The sequence below is a fragment of the Ensifer soli genome, assembly GCF_041928815.1.
Taxonomy (GTDB): domain Bacteria; phylum Pseudomonadota; class Alphaproteobacteria; order Rhizobiales; family Rhizobiaceae; genus JBHFEI01.
Genome location: NZ_JBHFEI010000015.1, coordinates 42,608 through 63,173, shown reverse-complemented (window position 1 = coordinate 63,173; position 20,566 = coordinate 42,608). Strand labels below are relative to the sequence as shown.

Annotated in this window: 22 protein-coding genes; 9 read left to right on the top strand and 13 right to left on the bottom strand. The window is 66.6% G+C overall.

Features of this window, described 5'->3' with window-relative positions:
• Positions 1–9: 9 nt before the first annotated feature.
• Positions 10–858, bottom strand: coding sequence for an alpha/beta hydrolase (locus ACEVQ6_RS19485; RefSeq protein ID WP_374890716.1), 849 nt, complete (start codon positions 856–858; stop codon positions 10–12).
• Between the two features lie 197 nt (positions 859–1,055).
• On the opposite strand from ACEVQ6_RS19485, the gene parE reads away from it, so the two are divergent.
• Positions 1,056–3,128, top strand: coding sequence for a DNA topoisomerase IV subunit B (parE, locus tag ACEVQ6_RS19480; protein WP_374890715.1), 2,073 nt, complete (start codon positions 1,056–1,058; stop codon positions 3,126–3,128).
• On the opposite strand, the gene ACEVQ6_RS19475 is transcribed toward parE, so the two are convergent.
• Positions 3,129–3,587 (bottom strand): GNAT family N-acetyltransferase, encoded by a 459-nt coding sequence (locus ACEVQ6_RS19475; protein ID WP_374890714.1) that lies wholly within the window; start codon positions 3,585–3,587, stop codon positions 3,129–3,131.
• Positions 3,588–3,684: 97 nt separating this feature from the next.
• Here ACEVQ6_RS19475 and ACEVQ6_RS19470 point away from each other — a divergent pair, with 97 nt between their 5' ends.
• A complete protein-coding gene (locus tag ACEVQ6_RS19470; RefSeq protein WP_374890713.1) occupies positions 3,685–4,116 on the top strand; it encodes a hypothetical protein in 432 nt (143 codons plus the stop codon).
• Between the two features lie 12 nt (positions 4,117–4,128).
• Here the strand turns inward: ACEVQ6_RS19470 and ACEVQ6_RS19465 are convergent, their stop codons facing one another.
• Positions 4,129–5,298, bottom strand: a complete 1,170-nt coding sequence (locus ACEVQ6_RS19465; protein WP_374890712.1) for a DUF2336 domain-containing protein — start codon at positions 5,296–5,298, stop codon at positions 4,129–4,131.
• Between the two features lie 276 nt (positions 5,299–5,574).
• On the opposite strand from ACEVQ6_RS19465, the gene ACEVQ6_RS19460 reads away from it, so the two are divergent.
• Positions 5,575–6,165, top strand: coding sequence for a hypothetical protein (locus tag ACEVQ6_RS19460; RefSeq protein ID WP_374890711.1), 591 nt, complete (start codon positions 5,575–5,577; stop codon positions 6,163–6,165).
• 4 nt (positions 6,166–6,169) lie between these two features.
• Here the strand turns inward: ACEVQ6_RS19460 and ACEVQ6_RS19455 are convergent, their stop codons facing one another.
• Both ACEVQ6_RS19455 and ACEVQ6_RS19450 read right to left on the bottom strand, forming a co-directional pair.
• Positions 6,170–6,772 (bottom strand): flavin reductase family protein, encoded by a 603-nt coding sequence (locus tag ACEVQ6_RS19455; RefSeq protein ID WP_374890710.1) that lies wholly within the window; start codon positions 6,770–6,772, stop codon positions 6,170–6,172.
• Complete coding sequence (locus tag ACEVQ6_RS19450; protein ID WP_374890709.1) at positions 6,772–7,356, bottom strand: nitroreductase family protein; 585 nt, start codon at positions 7,354–7,356, stop codon at positions 6,772–6,774. Before ACEVQ6_RS19450 ends, ACEVQ6_RS19455 begins: the two co-directional genes overlap by 1 nt.
• Before the next feature lie 119 nt (positions 7,357–7,475).
• Between ACEVQ6_RS19450 and ACEVQ6_RS19445 the strand changes: the two genes are divergently transcribed.
• Positions 7,476–8,489 carry a hypothetical protein gene (locus tag ACEVQ6_RS19445; RefSeq protein ID WP_374890708.1) on the top strand — a complete coding sequence of 338 codons (1,014 nt, stop codon included), beginning with the start codon at positions 7,476–7,478 and terminating at the stop codon, positions 8,487–8,489.
• 16 nt (positions 8,490–8,505) lie between these two features.
• Here ACEVQ6_RS19445 and ACEVQ6_RS19440 read toward each other — a convergent pair whose 3' ends face one another.
• The 4 genes from ACEVQ6_RS19440 to ACEVQ6_RS19425 all read right to left on the bottom strand — a co-directional run bounded on the left by ACEVQ6_RS19440 (position 8,506) and on the right by ACEVQ6_RS19425 (position 12,383).
• On the bottom strand, positions 8,506–9,348 hold the full coding sequence (locus ACEVQ6_RS19440) for a lysophospholipid acyltransferase family protein (RefSeq protein WP_374890707.1): 843 nt from the start codon (positions 9,346–9,348) through the stop codon (positions 8,506–8,508).
• Positions 9,349–9,483: 135 nt separating this feature from the next.
• Positions 9,484–11,466 (bottom strand): threonine--tRNA ligase, encoded by a 1,983-nt coding sequence (thrS, locus tag ACEVQ6_RS19435; protein WP_374890706.1) that lies wholly within the window; start codon positions 11,464–11,466, stop codon positions 9,484–9,486.
• Positions 11,467–11,582: 116 nt separating this feature from the next.
• Positions 11,583–11,915: a membrane protein insertion efficiency factor YidD gene (yidD, locus tag ACEVQ6_RS19430; RefSeq protein ID WP_374890705.1), complete on the bottom strand. Its 333-nt coding sequence runs from the start codon at positions 11,913–11,915 to the stop codon at positions 11,583–11,585.
• A gap of 9 nt (positions 11,916–11,924) precedes the next feature.
• Positions 11,925–12,383, bottom strand: coding sequence for an iron-sulfur cluster assembly scaffold protein (locus tag ACEVQ6_RS19425; RefSeq protein WP_374890704.1), 459 nt, complete (start codon positions 12,381–12,383; stop codon positions 11,925–11,927).
• Between the two features lie 279 nt (positions 12,384–12,662).
• Here ACEVQ6_RS19425 and folE point away from each other — a divergent pair, with 279 nt between their 5' ends.
• The 3 genes from folE to ACEVQ6_RS19410 all read left to right on the top strand — a co-directional run bounded on the left by folE (position 12,663) and on the right by ACEVQ6_RS19410 (position 14,968).
• Positions 12,663–13,277, top strand: a complete 615-nt coding sequence (gene folE / locus ACEVQ6_RS19420; RefSeq protein WP_374890703.1) for a GTP cyclohydrolase I FolE — start codon at positions 12,663–12,665, stop codon at positions 13,275–13,277.
• Positions 13,278–13,362: 85 nt separating this feature from the next.
• Positions 13,363–13,812, top strand: coding sequence for a phosphoribosyl-AMP cyclohydrolase (hisI, locus tag ACEVQ6_RS19415; RefSeq protein ID WP_374890702.1), 450 nt, complete (start codon positions 13,363–13,365; stop codon positions 13,810–13,812).
• 190 nt (positions 13,813–14,002) lie between these two features.
• Positions 14,003–14,968 (top strand): patatin-like phospholipase family protein, encoded by a 966-nt coding sequence (locus ACEVQ6_RS19410; RefSeq protein WP_374890701.1) that lies wholly within the window; start codon positions 14,003–14,005, stop codon positions 14,966–14,968.
• A 37-nt stretch (positions 14,969–15,005) separates the two neighbouring features.
• Here ACEVQ6_RS19410 and ACEVQ6_RS19405 read toward each other — a convergent pair whose 3' ends face one another.
• Together ACEVQ6_RS19405 and ACEVQ6_RS19400 are read right to left on the bottom strand one after the other, a co-directional pair.
• Positions 15,006–15,440, bottom strand: coding sequence for a CBS domain-containing protein (locus ACEVQ6_RS19405; RefSeq protein ID WP_374890700.1), 435 nt, complete (start codon positions 15,438–15,440; stop codon positions 15,006–15,008).
• A gap of 294 nt (positions 15,441–15,734) precedes the next feature.
• On the bottom strand, positions 15,735–16,466 hold the full coding sequence (locus tag ACEVQ6_RS19400; RefSeq protein WP_374890699.1) for a rhomboid family intramembrane serine protease: 732 nt from the start codon (positions 16,464–16,466) through the stop codon (positions 15,735–15,737).
• A gap of 379 nt (positions 16,467–16,845) precedes the next feature.
• On the opposite strand from ACEVQ6_RS19400, the gene ACEVQ6_RS19395 reads away from it, so the two are divergent.
• Both ACEVQ6_RS19395 and ACEVQ6_RS19390 read left to right on the top strand, forming a co-directional pair.
• Complete coding sequence (locus ACEVQ6_RS19395; protein WP_374890698.1) at positions 16,846–17,481, top strand: PAS domain-containing protein; 636 nt, start codon at positions 16,846–16,848, stop codon at positions 17,479–17,481.
• A 91-nt stretch (positions 17,482–17,572) separates the two neighbouring features.
• Positions 17,573–18,181, top strand: coding sequence for a PilZ domain-containing protein (locus tag ACEVQ6_RS19390; protein WP_374890697.1), 609 nt, complete (start codon positions 17,573–17,575; stop codon positions 18,179–18,181).
• 39 nt (positions 18,182–18,220) lie between these two features.
• Here ACEVQ6_RS19390 and ACEVQ6_RS19385 read toward each other — a convergent pair whose 3' ends face one another.
• Together ACEVQ6_RS19385 and ACEVQ6_RS19380 are read right to left on the bottom strand one after the other, a co-directional pair.
• Entirely contained in the window at positions 18,221–18,646 is a 426-nt protein-coding gene (locus tag ACEVQ6_RS19385) for a response regulator (RefSeq protein ID WP_374890696.1), read from the bottom strand.
• Complete coding sequence (locus tag ACEVQ6_RS19380) at positions 18,643–20,529, bottom strand: PAS domain S-box protein (protein WP_374890695.1); 1,887 nt, start codon at positions 20,527–20,529, stop codon at positions 18,643–18,645. Before ACEVQ6_RS19380 ends, ACEVQ6_RS19385 begins: the two co-directional genes overlap by 4 nt.
• Positions 20,530–20,566: the final 37 nt, after the last annotated feature.

The window sequence follows — 20,566 nt, the reverse complement described above, 5'->3', positions numbered from 1 at the left end:
GGCCGGGCTTCAGCGCAGGATCCAGTTCAGCGCGTCGCGCCAGTCGGTCATGCGCACCGGCGTCCCGTGCGATCCGCTTTCGAAGAGCACGAAGCGGACGGGGTAGCCCTGCCGGTGCAGCCCGGCATAGAGATCGGCCTGGCTGTCGGCGGCATAGACGCTGTCGCGGCTGCCATGGCTGAGATAGAGGGGCAGCCTTCGCTTTCCGGCCGCCGTCCTGGCGAAGGTCGCGTCGCTCGCGCCGCCCATGACGATCATGCCGGCGAGCAGCGCCGTCGCCTCGGGGTCGCGCGCGATCCCCCAGCAGACGAAGCTGCCCATCGAGGCGCAGGCGAGCACGACCGGCCGCCCGGGCGAGCGGCGCGCCGCCTCGCCGATCAACGCTGCGACCGCCGTGACGCCGGCCGCATCGAAGGAGGGCACGCTCGGCGCGTAATAAGCGCCGCCATTGCCGGCGGCGAGGTTCTTCAGCCGGTTGAAATTGCCGCCGAAGGAATAGTCGTTGGCGCCGAGCCGGCGGTCGCCGCCGCGGCCATGGATGAAGATCACGGTGAAGGCCGCACCCTCGGCGCGCCCGACGCGGGTGACCGGCAGTCCGCGTCCGCCGATCTCGATCACCTCGTCGGCCTGCACCTTCTTGACGCCGAGGTCGACATAGGCGCGCTTGACGCGGCGCTCCGGGATCTGGTCGCGACCGTTGATGTCGCGCATCTCGTCGTAGTCGACACGCTGGAAGTCGCCGCCATCGGCGCTTTCGATCACCCTGTAGGCGAAGAGGTCGTCCTTGAACGGCTTCAGCCCGTCGGCCCGGGCCGGGGGCGCCCAGACGGCGGCAGCGAGCAGGATGGCAACAGCCATCGACAAATGACTTGTGGACACAGGCATGGCGTGGCCTCCCCTTCGCCGCCTGCCTTGCCATCGGCGCTTCCGAAAGGCAATGCTTGGCGCTAAAACGAGAACAAAGAGCGGACGGCCGAGCCCGACCCGATTCGGCCGGCTCCGCGACCTGTGTTGAACCCCAAGCTGAACCCCAAGCGCCGAGATCCCCGCCACCGATGAGCGACAAACCCGACCTTTTCGCCGCCCTGCCCGCGACGCCCGCCGCCAAGTCTCCGGCGCGCGCGGCCGCGGCCAAGCCGGCCGCCGTCGCGTCGCCCGCCCCCCAGCGCAGCGCACCGGCGACGCCGGCCAACGACAGCGGCACATACGACGCCTCGTCGATCGAGGTTCTCGAAGGCCTCGAACCGGTGCGGCGCCGGCCGGGCATGTATATCGGCGGCACCGACGAGAAGGCGCTGCACCACCTCTTTGCCGAGGTCATCGACAATTCGATGGACGAGGCAGTGGCCGGCCATGCCAATTTCATCGAGGTCAGCCTCGATGCGGACGGCTTTCTCTCCGTCACCGACAATGGCCGTGGCATCCCGGTCGAAAACCATCCGAAATTCCCCGGCAAGTCGACGCTCGAAGTAATCATGACGGTGCTCCATGCCGGCGGAAAGTTCGACAGCAAGGTCTACGAGACATCGGGCGGCCTGCACGGCGTCGGCGTCTCGGTGGTCAACGCGCTGTCTGACCTCCTGGAGGTCGAGGTCGCGCGCAATCGGAAACTCTACCGGCAGCGTTTTTCGCGCGGCATCCCGCAAGGGGGTCTCGAGGAACTCGGCGACGTGCAGAACCGGCGCGGCACCCGCGTGCGCTTCCACCCCGATCCGCAGATCTTCGGCACCAATGCGAAATTCGATCCGGCGCGGCTGTTCCGCATGGCACGCTCGAAGGCCTATCTCTTCGGCGGCGTCGAGATCCGCTGGGCCTGCGATCCGTCGCTGCTGACGCCGGGCGGGGAAACACCGGAGAAGGCCGTCTTCCACTTTCCCGGCGGGCTTCGCGACTATCTCCAGGCGACGCTCGGCAACGACTTCACTGTCACCCGCGAGATCTTTGCCGGCAAGACGGAGCGTCCGGGGGGGCACGGTTCGCTCGAATGGGCCGTCACCTGGTATGGCGGCGACGCGCTGGTGCATTCCTACTGCAACACCATCCCGACGCCGGAGGGCGGCACGCATGAGGCGGGCCTGCGCATCGCGCTGACCAAGGGCCTGAAGGCCTATGCGGAACTCACGCAGAACAAGCGCGCGGCGATCGTCACCACCGACGACGTGATGATTTCGGCCGTCGGCATGCTCTCCGTCTTCATCCGCGAGCCGGAATTCGTCGGCCAGACCAAGGACAAGCTCGCGACCGTCGAGGCGCAGCGCATCGTCGAGAACGCGCTGCGCGACCCGTTCGACCACTATCTCGCCGACAATCCGCAGGAAGCGGCCAAGCTGCTCGACTGGGTGATCGAGCGCGCCGACGAGCGCGTGCGCCGGCGCAAGGAAAAGGAAGTCAACCGCAAGACGGCGGTGCGCAAGCTGCGCCTGCCCGGCAAGCTCGCCGACTGCGCCCAGAACACGGCCGAGGGCGCCGAACTCTTCATCGTCGAGGGCGATTCGGCCGGCGGCTCCGCCAAGCAGGCGCGCAACCGCCAGAACCAGGCGATCCTGCCGCTGCGCGGCAAGATCCTCAACGTCGCCAGCGCCGGGCGGGAAAAGCTCGGCGCCAACCAGCAGATCGGCGACCTCGTCCAGGCGCTCGGCTGCGGCACGCGCACCAAGTATCGCGAGGAAGACCTGCGCTACGAACGCGTCATCATCATGACCGATGCCGATGTCGACGGCGCCCATATCGCCTCGCTGCTGATCACCTTCTTCTACCAGGAAATGCCGGAGCTCATCCGCGGCGGCCATCTCTTTCTCGCCGTGCCGCCGCTCTATCGCATCAGCCAGGGCGGCAAGACACTTTACGCGCGCGACGACGCCCATCGGGCGGAACTGGTCGAGACGGAGTTCAAGGGGCGTGGCAAGATCGAGATCGGCCGCTTCAAGGGTCTCGGCGAAATGATGCCGTCCCAGCTCAAGGAGACGACGATGGACCCGGCCAAGCGCACCCTGCTGAAGGTGGCGATCGACGAGGTCGATTTCGAAGGCACGCGCGAGACGGTCGACAATCTGATGGGCACGCGGCCCGACGCGCGCTTCCGCTTCATCCAGGAGCGCTCCGTCTTCGCCGAGAACCTCGACATCTGATCAGCCGAGCGGCTTTTCCATGAAGAGGCTCAACGGGTCCGGCCGGTAATCGCCGAAGGGTTCGATTTCGGCAAAGCCGGCGCCCCGGTAAAGCGCGATCGCCTCGGGCTGGTAGATGCCGGTCTCCAGCCGGATCGCGTGAATGGCGAGCGCCCGCCCCTCCTCCTCGATCCGCTCCAGCAGGCGGCGGCCGATCTTCAGGCCCCGCGCCGCCGGATCGACGAACATGCGCTTGATCTCGGCCGTGCCGTCGCCGGCCGCGACCAGCGCGCAGCAGCCGACGACCGCGCCGTCGCGCCGCGCGACGAAGACGGAGACCGCCGGCGTCTCCAGCGCGTCGAGATCAACGAGGTGATTGCTTTCCGGCGGATAGAGCGACTGCGCATAGGCATCCGACTGCGCCAGCAGCGCTATGACGCCGGGCTGGCGCGGCGGTTCCCTGTCGATGGTGACGGTCATGGCGGTTCCTGTCGTGTTCCTGCCCGGTCGGCGCCGGAAATTCAGCACAATCGCCGCTATAACCGGAGTTGAAGCCAAGCGCGAGAGACAGACCACCATGAAAGCCGCACTCATCGTCATGACCATCCTCGGCTGCGACGACAGCGTCAGCCAGTGCCACTATATCGCGACCGCGGACGGTCAGTGGCAGACCGTCGCCGCCTGCGACGCCCAGTCCGAAAAGAAGCTGCCCGCCTATACCAAAAGCAGCTATCCGGTCATCGTCGCGGTCTGCGAAACGGCAGGCGGAGCGGATCCGGGCGGAGCGGTCGCAACCGCGCCGGAGCCCGAAACGACGCCGGTGCCACCGGCGACGGCTCCCGCCGCGCACGCATCGGCAGACGAGCGGCCGGGCTCTCTTCCGCAGCGCGCGCTGGCGCTGGTCAGCGGCGCGCTGCCGGACATGGAGCGGCTGCGCCACGGCATCCATGCCCGCGTCGACCGGATCGAGGCCGGCTACACCTGGGTCGTCCGCAAGCTGACGCCATGAGCGGCCGCTCGTTCAGGCGGCTTCCACCGTATCGTCGGCGATCATCAGGCGGTTGCGGGCGGCCAGGGCCGCATAGTCCCGCGTCGCCTGCCGGCGCTCGGCGATCACCAGCTTTTCCACGAGATCGGTCACGGCGGTCGCTGCCGCCGAATGCTGCCCCGCATGCCGCAGTTTCTGGAGCAGGGGCGCGGAGATCGACGTCGTCAGTTCGCCCGTTGCGGAATGGCTCTCCCTGCGCCAGAGCAGGATCGCCTCGGCGAAGAGCGCGCTGATGTCGCGGGCAAGGCCCGCCGCCTCGAACAGCGACCGGATCGCCTGCACGCGGCCGTCGTTCAGGATGGAACGGACACGCCGCTCGGCGATGCCGGAGAGGTTGACGATCGTCGCGGCGAAGAAATCCACCTTGCCGGTGCACAGCGCATGCAGGAGGAAGGCGGGCGTCAGCCGGCCGGAGGCCCGCAGGTGCTCGACAAGGCCCGCCATGTCGCCATGGGCGGCCGCGCCGGCAAGATTGACCGCCGCGACGTCGCAGGCCTCGCGCAGCACCCTTTCGACCCGCCGTTGGCCGATCGTCGCCACGACGAGGCCGGAGCCGGCGAGTGCGGCGCCGACCGCCTCCACGAGGTGCTGGCGCGCCTCGCAGGGCAGGTCGTCGCGGCCAAGCAGCAGGCTGCGCACTTCGGCGAGATGGCCGAGCCGCTCGCCGATGCGCTTCAGCGTGCCGCGCGACAGGGAGGCGAGGCTGTTGTCGAGGAGAACAAGGATTTCCCTCTCGCCGCCGATCTCGGCGATCGCCGCCGCCACCGCCCGCGACAGGGGACGCCGGGCCGCGATCAGGGCGCGCGTCTCGTCGCTGCCGCGCGCGGCGAGGTCGACGAGGTCGTCGTCGGCGAGAACCGGCGATGCGGCGACGACGGGACCCGCGATCTCGTGCTGGTCCTCGGCCAGAGGCAGGATGATCGAACGCGGTGCATGCGGACAGGCGGCCAGCGCCTCGGCGAGCGCGCGGCGCACCTTCGGCGAGGGATCGTCGAGCAGGAAGGTCATCGCCATCTCGGCCGCCCCCCGGTCGAGCATGACCATGTCCTCGGTCGCGTAGGCGCCCGCGAGCGCCATCGCCGCGCGCGCGCGGTCGGAAACCTTGGCGCTCTCCACCCACCGAAGAAATGCTTGTATGATCACGGATGCCTCACTAAGGGTCAGAGGGAAGGCCATGGCGTCGCGCCGCTGCCGGGGGCGGAAGGATCGGCATCGTCTCCGGCGCTTCCGCCCCCTCCGGCATGGCAAGGCTTACCCTAGCGGCGAAAAGTTTAGGATTGGTTCACCATGTCGCTTAACCGTCCGGAAAGGCAGCGTGGCGGACCGCCGGCGGCACGGGCCACCGCCATGCTTTCGCCCGGCGCGCGGCTGTTCCTCGCCGGAACGCGGCTTCCTGGGAAGGTTCTGGCCGGGAAGGTTATGGCCGAGAATGTTCTGGCCGGGAACCCTCTGGCCGACGACCCTGCGTTGCGCGACAGCGACTGGCTCGTCGTCAACCCTTTCGCGCTGCCGCTTGAAGACGCGCATGCCTGCGCCGGCGTGCTTGCGGCCCTTTCCGCCACCGATGTCGACGACACGCGGCTGGAGGAGTGGCTCGGCATCGGATGCGACGGCATCTATCTGAAAGGAACGGCAGAACGCGCCGACATCCAGCGCCTCGACGTCGCCCTGTCGGTCGCAGAAGCGCTCTCCGACCGCGCGGCGGGCGCGGCCGTCATCGTCGCCGAGATCGCGACGACGGCGCAGGGCCTGTTGTCGACGGCCTCTCTTGCCGGGTCCTCGGAGCGCCTTGCAGCGCTTGTCTTCGATGAAACGGAAGTGATGCGCAACCTCGGCATTGAGGCCGGTGCTCCAGCCGTGGCCTTCGCCCGCGTCCACGCCGTGCTGAAGGCGCGCCAGGCCGGCCTCCCCGTCCTGGAGGTCCTACCGCTCGCGGCCCCGAACCGCGACGCCGCCCTCGCCCGCAGCCGCAGCGAGGGTTTCGACGCGATCGCCTGGCGGCTTGCCTGATGCGTCAGCCGGCCGGCCGGCGCATCGCGAACACGTCGCCCGCGTCGGCATAGTCGAAATAGCCGAGCCGGCCGATCGGGCGGACATGGCCGACGTCGAAACGCCCGTCGCGAATCGCATCCTCGCGGATGTGGATGCCGACGACCTCCCCGAGCACGACATAATTGTCGGACACGGTGCCATCGATCCCCTTCGGCTGGAAGAGATCCGTCGCGCGGCATTCGAGCGCGGCATAGGCCTCGCCGACATAAGGGGCGTCCACCATGCGTCCGGGCATGGCCGCAAGTCCCGCCAGCGCGAATTCGCTCTCCCCCCGAGGGACCGGCGCCGAGGTGGCGTTCATCTGGTCCTTGAGATCGAGGCTGACGAAACTCGTCGTGAAGACCCCGGTCTCGCGGATGTTGATGATGCTGTCCTTCAGCCCGTTCGACGAGAACATCACCAGCTTCGGCTTGTCGGACAGCGCGTTGAAGAAGGAATAGGGCGCGAGGTTGAGGCTTCCATCGGCGGCCTTGGTGCCGATCCAGCCGATCGGGCGCGGCGAGACGATCGCCTTGAACGGATCGTGCGGCAGGCCGTGGGCATTGTCCCTGGCGTCGTAGAACATCAGGCCTCCTCGCCCGCCCAGCGGACGACGTCGCTGAGAAGCGGACGCGGACGCTCGGTCGGCGGCACGGTCGGCGTGCCGATATGGATGAAGCCGGCGGGGCGCTCGCCGGGGCGGATGCCGAGAATGGGGTAGGCCTCCGGCTCGAAGGCGTACCACTCCGTCAGCCAGTTCGACGCATAGCCGAGCGCGTTCGCCGCCATCAGCAGATTGAGGCAGACCGCGCCGGCGGACATCACCTGTTCCCATTCCGGGATCTTCGCATGCGGGGCCGCGACGCTGAGGACGGCGATGACGACGGGCGCCCGCGTCAGCCGCGTGTTCTCGACCCGGATCATCTCCTCCGACAGCTGCGGATTGCGCGCCAGCGCCATTTTCGCCAGCGCGGCGCTAATCCGCGCGCGCTCCTCGCCGCGATAGACGATGAAGCGCCAGGGCGCGAGCTTGCCATGGTCGGGCACGCGCGTCGCCAGCGTCAGGATCTCGTCGATCTCGGCCCGTCCCGGCCCGGGCTCGCCCATCTGGAAGGCGGGGATGGACCGGCGCGTCTCAAGATAGTCGAGGAGCGTGATGTCGGATTTCATGGCAGCGGACTTCCCCTTGCGTGTCGCAGCGTGTAGCGTGGCCCCGCATTTCCCGTCACGAAAATGCCATGACCGCGCGTTTCAAGTGCCGATCCCTGCCAAGGAAGTCAACCATCCGAATGCACGCTTCGCGCCGCTTTTTCATAGGCTTCGTCTCGGTCCTCGCCCTTGCTCCCGGCCCGGTGTCGCCGGCCGGCGCCCAGGACGGAACGGAAGCCTTCCAGGCTTTCCCGTCGCTGGCCACCCCCCGGAAGATGCCGAAGGTCACCGGTTTTACCGCCGACGGGACCACGACGGCGAACGGCGTGCTGAAAGATGTGGCGCTCGAGGCGAAGCTGACGGCGAATGGCGGGCCGGTCGAGCAGGGCCTGAGCTGGCGCGTCTTCAGCCCGATCCCCGGCGAGGACGGCAAGCTGCCGCTGCTCGCCACCTCCGAGGGCGGCTCGGCCGCCTTCACGCTCGTCCCCGGCGAATATTTCGTCAATGTCGCCTTCGGCCGCGCCGGCGCGACGCGCAAGATCCATGTTCCCGAATCGGGCGCGATGGAGCGCCAGGTGCTGGTGCTCGATGCCGGCGGCATCATGCTCAACGCCGTCTCCGGCAGCGATGTGCGCATACCGCCCTCGGAACTGCGCTTCTCCGTCTATTCCTCGGAGGTGAAGGAGGACGGCGAAAGACCGCTGATCGTGGCGGACGTCGCGCCGGAAAGCGTGGTGCGCCTCAATGCAGGCACCTACCACGTCGTCTCCGACTACGGCTCCGTCAACGCGGTGATCCGCGCCGACATCCAGGTCGAGGCCGGCAAGCTGACCCAGGCGACGCTGCAGCATCGCGCGGCGAAACTGACGCTGAAACTCGTGTCGGAGGCCGGCGGCGAGGCGATCGCCGATACCGCTTGGTCGATCCTCACCTCCTCCGGCGACACGGTCAGCGAGAGCGTCGGCGCCTTCCCGACCCTCGTGCTCGCCGAAGGCAGCTACATCGTCGTCGCCCGCAACAAGGACAAGATCTACCAGCGCGACTTCACCGTCGAGGCCGGCGTCAACACCGACATCGAGGTCAAGCTCTCCGACCAGGCGCCGCCGGCGGGCGCGCAGGCCGCCGCCGACAGCGGCAGCGGCGATGCGGACTGACACGGGGAGGCACCTGTCAGGCGGCTTTCGGCAGGCTGCTGCGGTCCTTCTCCTCGCGCATCGCGAAGACCGCCTCGTGGATCCGCGACAGCAGCGCCTTGCGCTCCGCAATCAGGCTCAGCTCGTCCCATGGGAGCACCGCGCCGATGCGCACCCCGATCGTCGTGCCTGAAAGTCGGCGGAACTCGCCGATCAGCAGCGAGATGCGCAACGTCATCGAAATCCTGCTGGCGAGGTGGAAGAGGCGGCCGTTCTGCCCCTCGAAATAGACGGGCACGACGCTCGCGCGCGCCGACTGGATGAGCTTCGCCGGAAACATCTTCCAGGGCAGGTCCTCGGCCCGGCCGAAACCGCGCCGCGCCGTCGCCACGCCGCCGGCCGGGAAGACCACGACGGTGACGCCGTCCTTCAGCAGCCGGACAGCCTCGTGCCGCGTCGCCATGTTGAGCGCCAGCGCCTCCTTCGTCTCGTCGAAGGAGATCGGCAGCGAATAGGGCGCCATTTCGGGCACCTTCAGCAGTTCGTTGTTGATGAGCACGCGGAAGGGCCGCCCGAGTTTTTCGGCAAGCGCCAGCACGGCGATGCCGTCGCCGATGCCGAAGGGATGGTTGGCAACGAGGACCAGCGGCGTGTCGGGCAGGTCTGGCGGCGGCCAATCCCCCTTCACCGTCATCTTCACGTCGATCAGGTCGAGCATGTCGGCAAAGACCGAGGCACTGCGGCCGACGACGTCGCTGCGCCAGCGCGCGTAGAGCCGCGTGTAGCGGTTGCGCCCGGAAAGCGTCTCGATGGAGCGGATGAGCCAGCGCTTCAGCCGGCGGTCGTTTTCATTGGCATAGGACAGTTCTTTGAACTGCACGGAGATCCCCGATGGCTCGATGGTGTCGGACGGCCGAAAGAAAAGGCGGCGGGCCGAAGCGCCGCCGCCTTGAGTCTCCGGTCGTCTCTCCGTCGCATTCGAATGTGACGGATTTCTAACAAAATCGCCAATGCCTCAGAATTTCGGCAGGGACCGCCCTTTCCGCACCAGATCCGGCGGGGTCGCCTCGGCGATCAGCGCGCCCATCGCCTCCTGCAGCGCCATCGGCACCTGCGCCTGCGACCCGAGGCGGCGCATGTTGACGGAACGCTCCTCCGCCTCGCGCTTGCCGATGACGAGGATCACCGGCACCTTGGTCACCGAATGCTCGCGGACCTTGTAGTTGATCTTCTCGTTGCGGAAGTCGGTCTCGACCACCAGCCCTTCCGCCCGCAGCAGTTCCGCCACCTCGCGGCCGTAGTCGTCCGCCTCCGAGGTGATGGTGGCGACGACGACCTGCACCGGCGCGATCCAGAGCGGCATGTGGCCGGCGAAGTTCTCGATCAGGATGCCGAGGAAGCGCTCCATCGAGCCGCAGATGGCGCGGTGGATCATTACCGGCTGCTGCTTCTCCGACGCCTGATTGATGTAGAAGGCGCCGAACCGCTCCGGCAGGTTGAAATCCACCTGCGTCGTGCCGCACTGCCATTCGCGGCCGATCGCGTCCTTCAGCGTGTATTCGAATTTCGGCCCGTAGAAGGCGCCCTCGCCCGGCAGGATCCCGGTCCTGATCCGCCCGCCGGACTGTTCCTCGATCGTCTTCAGCACTTCCGTCATCACGCTTTCGGCGCGATCCCAGAGCGCGTCGGAACCGACGCGCTTTTCCGGCCGGGTGGACAGCTTGACGACGATCTCGTCGAAGCCGAAATCCTTGTAGACCGAGAGGATCAGGTCGTTGATGCGCAGGCATTCCGCCGCCATCTGCTCGTCGGTGCAGAAGACATGCGCATCGTCCTGGGTGAAGCCGCGCACACGCATCAGCCCGTGCAGCGCACCGGACGGCTCGTAGCGATGGACGTTACCGAATTCCGCAAGCCTTATCGGCAGTTCGCGGTAGGACTTCAGGCCATGCTTGAAGATCTGCACATGGCCCGGGCAGTTCATCGGCTTGAGCGCGAAGACGCGGTCGTCGTCATTGTCGTCGCCGGCGACCGTGACCTTGAACATGTTGTCGCGGTACCAGCCCCAGTGGCCGGAGGTCTCCCAGAGCGACTTGTCCAGCACCTGCGGCGCATTGACCTCCTGGTAAGTGCCGGCGAGCCGGCGGCGCATATAGGCGACCAGCGTCTGGAACACGCGCCAGCCCTTGCCGTGCCAGAAGACGACGCCGGGGCCCTCCTCCTGGAAATGGAAGAGGTCCATCTCGCGTCCGAGCCGGCGATGGTCGCGCTTCTCGGCTTCCGCCAGTATATGCAGGTAGCGGTCGAGATCCTCCTGCGTCGCCCAGGCCGTGCCGTAGATGCGGGTCAGCATCGGATTGTTGCTGTCGCCGCGCCAGTAGGCGCCGGCGACCTTCATCAGCTTGAAGGCGGTGCCGATCTGGCCGGTCGCGGCCATGTGCGGCCCACGGCAAAGGTCGAACCAGTCGCCCTGGAAATAGATCTTCAGATCCTGCCCTTCGGGGATCGCGTCGGCAAGCTCCACCTTGTAGCTCTCGCCCTTGGCGGCAAAGGTCTCCTTCACCTTCTCGCGCGACCAGATCTCCTTGGTGAAAGGCCTGTTGCGGGCGATGATCTCCTTCATCCGCTTCTCGATCTTCGGCAGGTCGTCGGGCGTGAACGGCTCGTTCCTGGCGAAATCGTAATAGAAGCCGTTCTCGATGACCGGGCCGATCGTCACCTGCGTGCCGGGCCACAGTTCCTGCACGGCTTCGGCCATCACATGGGCGGTGTCGTGGCGGATGAGCTCCAGCGCGCGCGGATCGTCGCGCGTGACGATCTCGATGCGGCCGTTCTCGACGGGATCCGAGAGGTCGCGCAGCGTTCCGTCGAGCGCGATGGCGACAGCCTTCTTCGCCAGCGACTTGGAAATCGATTCCGCGACGTCACGCCCCGTCGCGCCGCTCGGGAAGGAACGCTCGGAACCATCGGGAAATGTGAGGGAAACGGTGTCGGACATCTGAAAGTCTCCTGTCCAGTCCCGCCAACGAATGCGGGTGGTGTGATCGGGAAGCGCTTTTTGCGCGCCGCCCTTTTAGTCGAGGCCGGTTTGGCGGTAAAGCCCGGCGCGCGCCCTCAGCGGCGATAGCGCCAGGGCAGGTACCAGCGATGCCGGTCATCGAGCGCGGGCGGCACGGGATCGAAGCCCCAGCCACCGAAGGGACCGCAACGGCCGACACGAAACAGCGTCATCCAGCCGCCCGCCCAGAGCCCGTGCCGGGCGATCGCCTCGTAACCATATTCGGAACAGGTGGGCAGGTGGCGGCAACTGCGGCCGACGAGGCTCGACAGCGTCAGCTGGTAGGCGCGCACGAGCGCCATTCCGACGATCCGCCCGGGTGTACGGCGGAAGGGGCCGGACCAGTTGCGGCCGGAGGACCTCTCGTCCTTGCCGCAGGCGGCACACATCCGCGCCGCCTAGAGCGCCGAGACGGCGGCCGGGCGAGCGGCGCGGTCCTCGATCTGGCCGATGGCATCGACCACGGCGTCGAAGGTCAGCATGGTGGAGGCGTGCCGCGCCTTGTAGTCGCGCACGGGAAGCAACGCGCGCATGTCCTCGAAGCGGCCGGAAGGCCCCTCGCCGCCCTCCTTCAGCATCGAAAGCATCGCCGACCGCGCGGCGCGCACGTCCTCCGCCCGCGCGCCGACGATGTGGCGCGCCAGGATCGAGGACGAGGCCTGGCCGAGCGCGCAGGCCTTGACCTCGTGGGAGAAGCCGGTGACGACGCCGTCGCGCATCTTCAGCCAGACGCGCACCCGGGAGCCGCAGAGCCGCGAATGGGCAGACGCCTCGGCATCGGCATCCTCGAGCCGGCCGATCGCGGGGATGTTTCCGGCGAAGTCGAGGATGCGGGCGTTGTAGATGTCGTCGATCATGGTTCTGCCGGCCTTTCTGGAATGCCATGCTCCGGGTGGGCCGGATCGGCGACGTCGCTTTCAAAAAAGAACGATGTGTAAACCGACCGGCCCTTTCGTGAAGGCACAGCGATAATATATGGTAGATCGTGGCGCGGTTGAAGGTATGGACGACCTGACCGCGCCACTTGTTTGGGAAATCGTTCGGTCGATGATCCGCGCTGGCGGTCAGAGCGTATATCCCGGTCAAACGCGCCCACCGCCGATCTTGCCGACGGCGCGCGTTGCGGAGACACGAGCATGGATGCCATTGTCAAGACTTTTCCCAACATGAACAACCCGACCGACCGGCCGAGCCAGAAGGAAGCCGAGGACGCCGTCCGCGTCCTGCTGCGCTGGGCGGGAGACGACCCCGAACGCGAAGGCCTCATTGACACGCCTGCCCGCGTCGCAAAGTCGTACAAGGAGCTTTTCTCGGGCTACGACCTCGCCGCCGAGGACGTGCTCGGCCGCACCTTCGAGGAGGTGGCGGGCTATGACGACATGGTCCTCGTCAAGGACATTCCCTTCTTTTCCCATTGCGAGCACCACATGGTGCCGATCATCGGCAAGGCGCATGTCGCCTATCTGCCGAACGGACGGGTGCTGGGCCTGTCGAAGATCGCGCGGGTCGTCGATATTTTCGGCCGCCGGCTGCAGACGCAGGAGGCGATGACCTCGCAGGTCGCCCGCGCCATCGACGATACGCTGCGCCCGCGCGGCGTGGCGGTGATGATCGAGGCGGAGCATATGTGCATGGCGATGCGCGGCATCCAGAAACAGGGCTCGACCACGCTCACCACCACCTTCACTGGCGCCTACAAGACGCAGCCGGCCGAGCAGGCCCGCTTCATGATGATGGTGCGCGGCGCCTGAACGCCGCGACCGGAGACGCGCCGCGCCCGAGGCCTCGCTCCGGATCGAAGGCGGCATCGGGCGCTCTGAACATGAGAATGCGCCGATGACCCTATCCTTCCCCGTCCCGCCCGGAGACAAGCACGCGCTCGAAGCCGCCAGCGTCTTCTCGCCGCGCTTCGACGACCGCGGCCTGATCACCGCGATCGTGACCGATGCGCGGGACGGAGAATTGCTGATGGTTGCATTCATGAACGCGGAAGCGCTGTCGTTGACGCTCGAAACCGGCATCGCCCATTATTTCAGCCGGTCTCGCGGCCGGATCTGGAAGAAGGGTGAAACCTCCGGCAACCTCCAGTCCGTCATCGAGCTGCGCGCCGATTGCGACCAGGATGCCCTGTGGCTCAAGGTGTCCGTCGCCGGCCACGACGCGACATGCCACACGGGTCGGCGCTCCTGCTTCTACCGGACGGTGACGCTTGCGGAGGGCGTGGCCACCTTGACCGTGGTCGACGACGCGATACATTTCAATCCTGAACAAGTGTATCACAAATAGCGGGCAATTGCCGTTTTTTGGGTCAGTTCCGGTCCGCATTCACCAAACTGCAACCCGTTCCGGCCTAGCATGGACGCAATGGGACCGCTCGGCCCAGACGGTTCGAAGGCGCGCTGGCGGCTTCCAGATGGCCTTCCCGATCGTGCTGACCCGATCCTGCCGGCATCGGCAGGCGCAACGAGGGTGCGGAATGCTGAACTGGACGTTTCATCGCTCTCCCCTGTCCGCCGGCCCGCTTTCGACGGCCCCTCACCTCTCGCCTGCATCCACCGCAATCGTCGAAAAGCCGCCGGCTCCGGCCCGCGCGAAGATCGCGCTCGCGCTCGGCGGCGGCGCGGCGCGCGGCTGGGCCCATATCGGCGTTCTGCGCGCCCTCGACGAGGAGGGCATCGCCGTCGGCATGATCGCCGGCACCTCGATCGGCGCGCTCGTCGGCGGCTGCTATCTCGCGGGAAAGCTCGATGCGCTCGAGGAATTCGCCCGATCGCTGACGATGCGGCGCATTGCCGGTCTCCTCGATTTCGCCATCGGCGGGGGCGGCCTGCTCGGCGGCATGCGGCTGACCCGGCGGATGCAGGAACATATCGACGACAGAAGCATCGAAAGCCTAGACCGTCCCTTCGTCGCCGTCGCCACCGACGTCAACAGCGGCCACGAGGTCTGGATCAACGAAGGCTCGCTGATCACGGCGCTGCGCGCATCCTACGCCTTGCCGGGCATTTTCGAACCGATCCGCTGCAACGGCCGCATGCTCGTCGACGGCGCGCTGGTCAATCCGGTTCCGGTCTCCGTCTGCCGCGCCTACGAACAGCCGCTCGTCGTCGCGATCAATCTGCATTACGATCTTTACGGGCGTTCCGCCGTGATCAAGCATCGCGCCTCGCCCCCCGGCACGGAGACCGCTCCGGCGCCCTCGACGCCGACGACGCGCATGGGCCTGACCGGCGTGATGGTGCAGGCCTTCAACATCATCCAGGATCGCATTTCGCGGGCCCGCCTTGCCGGCGATCCGCCGGACCTGTCGCTGCACCCGAAATTGAGCGACATCGGTCTTTCCGAGTTCCATCGCGCCGGAGAGGCGATCGACCGGGGCTACCAGGAAGCCAAGATGAAGATCGGCGAGCTGCGCCGGCTGCAGGAGACGGTCCTCCGATAGAGGCGTCTCTCTTGAAGTGCAACCGGCGGAGGGCCCGTCAGCCGGCGATATAGGCCTTGATCTCTTCCGCCTCGCGCTCGATCGCGCGGATGTGGTTCTTGACCACGTCGCCGATCGAGACGATGCCGGCGAGCGTGTTGTCGCCGACGACCGGCAGATGCCGGGCGCGCCGCGAGATCATCATCTCCATCAGCGTGTTGACGGTCATCTCCTCCGTGCAGACATGGACGTTGCGCCACATCACCTCGGACACGGGCATTGCGAGGCTGGCGGCGCCGTGATGGGCGACGGCGGCGACGATGTCGCGCTCCGTCAGGATGCCGACGACCTTGCGGTTGACGCCCAGAATGACGACGGCGCCGATCCGGTTCTCGTGAAGGATGCGGGCCGCCGCCTCCACGGTCAGGTCCGGCGCCACGGTGACGACCGACCGGCCTTTTTCATCGAGAATGGTCTTCACGGTTACCGACATGCTCGCTCCTCCTGTTCGATGTCACGGCCTGTCCCGCGATGCGGACGGAACAGGTGTTTGCCGGCCCGGACATGTCCCGCCACGCCTGAGCGCGCGCACGCCGCTTTTCTCCATCCCCCGATCCGCCTCTTCCCGGGAGGCGGCAGACGCATGGTGCGGCAAGGGAGGCATGAAATCAACCGTCTTTCGCGAAGCCCTGAAATGCAAATCGATTTAGCGACTTAGAGAATTTTCGGCGGACGGGCCTCCCTCCGCCGTCATCGGTCCCGTCGCAGTCCGGCACGGACCCTGCCCTCAGCGCCGCGGATCGAACAGCGCAAACAGGAGGAAGCCGAAAAGGAAGCCGCCGATATGGGCCTCCCAGGCGACAGGCGCCGTTCCCGCGACCGAGAACAGTCCGAGGCCGATGAAGATGTTGGTGGCGAACCACAGGCCGGAAAAGACGAGCACGGAGCGATTCGCGAGGCATTCGGACAGCGACAGCCTCCGATTGAGATGGGCGAGGCGCCGGTCGACGCCGCCATGGGGCGCGAAGACGAAGCGCGCCGCCGCCCCCATCAGCCCCGCGACCGCGCCGGAGGCGCCGACGACGATGCCGAAATCGGCCCAGTGGAAGAGCGTGTGAAAGCCGACGGCGGCCGCCGAGGACAGGCACCAGAACGCCGCGAAACGCCCCGGCCCGATACGCCGGACGACGGGCGCGCCGAAGGCCGCCATCCAGAAGGCGTTGAAGATCAGATGCTCGAAGCCGCCATGCAGGAAGGAATAGGTGACCGGCGTCCAGAGCCAGGCAAGCGACTGTTCGGCAAGCGGGAAGGCGTAGCGCGCCGGCGTGAAGGCGAATTCGAACAGCACGTAGCCGTCCTGGTCCGGCGTCAGGAGGTAGGCCCGCACCAGATGGATCGCGACGAGGACACCGAGCAGTCCGGTCAGCGCCGTGGGAAGGTTGAAGGCGGGCTCATGGCGACGGGGCCTCAGGTCGGGCTCGGGTCGGCCGCCCTCCTCGGGCGGGGCATCATGGGACATCGGGCGCTCTTTTCGGGACAGCGGGGCAGGCACGGGATCGCGGCCACGTTAGCGGACAAAAACCGCCACCGCCATCGCCTGGCGCAGATCCGCGCCGCCTTGCCGACAAAAAGAAAGCCGCCGGAAAGGACCCGGACGGCTGACCGGCCCGGAAAACCGGGCGTTCGAGGAGGTGCCGAAGGCTGACCTTCATCGACACGTCTCTTCGCACGGCCCCCGGTGCGCTTCAATCGAAACGCTTTGTTAACCTTAACGGTCCCGCCGGACGGGAGGCTGGCGCGCTGGCACGGATTTCGCTGCGTGGATGCCAGAAACGCGGTCGCCCCTTTCATCCGTGCCAGATCGGAACAGGCCGGCCGCCCCATTGGAATTTGGAATCATGCGCAGCAAGTCGGCCATCGAGATCTTCACCTACTGGAACGACCTTCGCGGAACCCGCAAGGCGCCCTACCGGCAGGAAGTCGAGCCCGCCGGTATCCGTGGAATCCTGCCGGACCTCTTCATCCTCGAAATGCGCCCGGAGGCGGATCTGCGGTTCCGCCTGGCCGGCACCCATGTCTGCGCCCTCTTCGGCCGGGAGCTGCGCGGGACGACCTTCGACAGCCTCTGGCGGGCCGACGAGACGAAGCGCGTCAACCGCGTGGCAGCCGAGGTGATGACGGAGGCGACGCCGATCGTGCTCTCCGCGACCGCGCTGTCGATGACGCGCGAGCCGTTGCAGACGGAACTCGTGCTGCTTCCCCTCGCCTCGCCGGACGGCGAGATCGACCGCATCATCGGCGCGATCGCGCCGCTGTCCCGCCCGGGCTGGCTGCACGCGACGGCGATCGCCTATCTCGATCTCGCCGGGCTGAGGGCGATCGACATCGACAAGACGGAGCCCTTCCTGCAGAACCGGCCGGAAATCGTGCTGCCGCCTCCGGCTCCGGCGCGGCCCGCGCCGGAGCCGCTTTTCGGCGGAACGATCCGCCGCGTGCTGCATCTGCGCGTCTTCGAGGGTGGCCGCCAGGACTGAAAGGTTACCTCTGCCCGGCCGGTTTCAACCCTTTGTTAAGCCGGATTTGCTAGGACGAAGGGTGTCGTCAGTCTGTCTGGTTAGGATGAAGATGTATTCGTTTCAACAGGCACAGCCGTCCGGCCGCAAGGAATACGACGAGCGGGCGTTCCAGCGCGTCGCCGTCAACCTCAACGGCCGCCTCATGCTTGACAATCATGATGAATATGATTGCAAGGCCATAGACATGTCTCCGGGCGACGTGATGCTCGCCTCGGACGCCAAGCCGCGCGCGGGCGAGCGCATCATCGCCTATGTGGAACATGTCGGGCGCCTCGAAGGCACCGTGACGCGCATCGCCGAGCGCAATTTCGTCATCCGCATCAATGCGACCGACCGCAAGCGTGAAAAACTCGCGGCGCAACTGACGTGGATCGCCAACAAGCACGAACTCGGCCTGCCCGAGGATCGCCGCCACGACCGTCTGACGCCGCGCAGGACGCGCACCGAACTGACCTTCGACGACGGCACGAAATACCATTGCCGCATCATCGATCTGTCGCTGTCCGGCGCCGCCGTCGACATCGAGGTGCGCCCGCCGCTCGGCATGGCGGTGATGATGGGCAGCATGCGCGCCCGCGTCGTCCGGCATTTCGAGGAGGGCGTCGCCCTTGAATTCACCGGTGTGCAGTCGCGCGAGGCGCTGACCGAATTCCTGTAAGCCATCGTCCCGCGAATGCGGGAGGGCGCGCGAACGCGCTCACTCGCCGGGCGGACAGGGGGCGACCGCGATATCGACCCAGAACCGGGTAAAGCCCTCGGCGAAACGGCGATAGCCGGTTACCGAGGAGGGCTTCAGCGCATAGGCATTGGCGCCGTTCTCGTAGGAACGGTAGATGTCGATCTGGCTCATCGACGACGTGAACATGATGACTGGCAGCACCGCCGTCCTCTTGTTGTCGCGAATGCGCCGCAACAGGTCGACCCCACTGATGCCCGGCATGTTGATGTCGAGCAGGACATAGTCGAAATCCTGGGAATCCAGCATCAGCGTCGCCGCGTCGGCGTCGTCGGCATGGGTGATCGCGACCTCATGGGTCACTTCCGAAAACGCTCTCACGACGAAGCGCACATCGACGCCGTCATCGTCGACGATCAGCAGCTTCCGTTTCAGTCTGGCACTCATGGCCCCTCTCTTCCGGCGGCCGATGCCTTCGGAAACGTCACGACGAACCGGGCCCCACCGGTGAATCGACGATCCAATTCTATGAAACCATTGTGGCTTTCGGCAATACGTTTTGCGAGCGCCAGGCCTATTCCGGTGCCTGGATAGACGCTTTCGTCGCGGTGAAGCCGCTGGAACACATCGAAGATCTTCGTCGCGAAGCGCGGATCGATACCGATGCCGTTGTCCTCCACCGTCAGGCGGACGCTCTCTTCGCTGTCCTCGGTGCGGATCTGCACCACCGGCGCAATGCCGGGCCGGCGATATTTGACGGCGTTGCCGATCAGGTTCTGCAACAGGCGCTTCAGCAGTTCGGGATCGCCGGTGATGGCGACCAGATCGCCGAGGCGGATCTCGGCCTGCGCCTCGCGGATGAAACTTTCGAGATCGAGCACCACCGTGTCGATGACCTCCTTCAGGTCGACGGTCCGCCACTGGCCGATCTGGTAGGCGATCTGGGAGTAGTCGAGCAGACTGTCGATCAGCCGGTCCATGCGGCGGGCGCTGTCGCGCAGATGGCCGGCATAGACGGGCAGTTCGTCGAATGTCTCGGAGCGGATGTCGTCGACGATCATCTCGGAAAACATCGAGATGTGCCGCAGCGGCGCCTTGAGATCATGCGACACGGTGGCGGTGAACTGGTTCAGCGCCTCGTTCTTGCGGTGCAGTTCGTCGCTCTGCCTCGCGATCCGTGCCTGCTGCTGTTTCAGCCGCGTGATGTCGCGGCCGACGGTGACATATTCGACCAGAATGTCGTTCTCGAAGACCGCCATGTTCGACCACATGATCCAGAGGATGCGGCCGTCGGCCATGACGCGCTTCTGCTCGGTGGTGATCAGCGGCATCTTCGGTCCGAGACTGTCGAGCACGCCCTCGACACGCCTCCAGTCGTCGGCCGGGACAAGATCACGCAGCGGGCGGCCGACGAACTCCTCTGCCGGCAGGCCGACGAAGCGGGCATAGGGGTCGTTGGCGAAAAGGACCGTCTTGTCGGCGGCGATCCGGGTCACGAAATCCGGGATGTTCTGCACCAGGGTATAATATTCGAGACGTTGCCGCTCGAGCGCCACCTGCGCCTGCTTCAGTTCCGTGATGTCGATGCGCATGACGGCGGTGTTGCCGTCGGCGGTGCGCCGGCTTTCGACCTGCACCCAGCGCCCGTCGCTGTAGGGAAAGGCGGCGGGCCGCCCGTCCGGCGTGCGGAAATCCCGCAGGCGTCTCGCGATCCATTCCTCGACATTGGCCGCCCCCGGCAGGGCCTCGGGGAAGATCGCATCCTCCTGGAGGAGGCGCACGATCTCCTCGGCGGTCATGCCTGCGCGGATCATCGGCGCCAGGTGGCCGAAGGCGCCGCGATAGGCCTCGTTGAAGGCGATCAGACGCTCCATCGGATCGAAGATTGCGAAACCGCCCGGCATGGCGTGGAGCGCGGAGTCAAGCACGGAAAGCGCCTTCTGGCGATCGACCTCCAGCGCGAGATAATCGGAAATGTCCTGCACGACGGCAATCATGCCGCATTCGTCACCGGCATCGTCGAAGACGCGCGTGGTGCGCAGCCGCGCGGAAAAGACCGAGCCGTCCTTGCGGCGATAGCGGTAAACCGAGGATGTTTCGGGCGGTGTCGCGATGCCGAAGCCGCGCACCGACATGCAGTTCGCATAATCCTCGTCGTCGGCATAGAGCATGCGCGCCGGCGCGCCGACGAATTCGCCCACCTCGTAGCCGAAGTGCTGCAGGGCCGCGCTGTTGGCGGCCAGAAGGATCTTCTCGTTGCTGACCGCCACCACGGGATCGGGGAAGCTCTCATAGAGCGCCCTGACGAAATGTTCCTGCTTGAACGGCATGACGACGGGCCCGGTTCTGGCGCTTCCCCCAACCGCC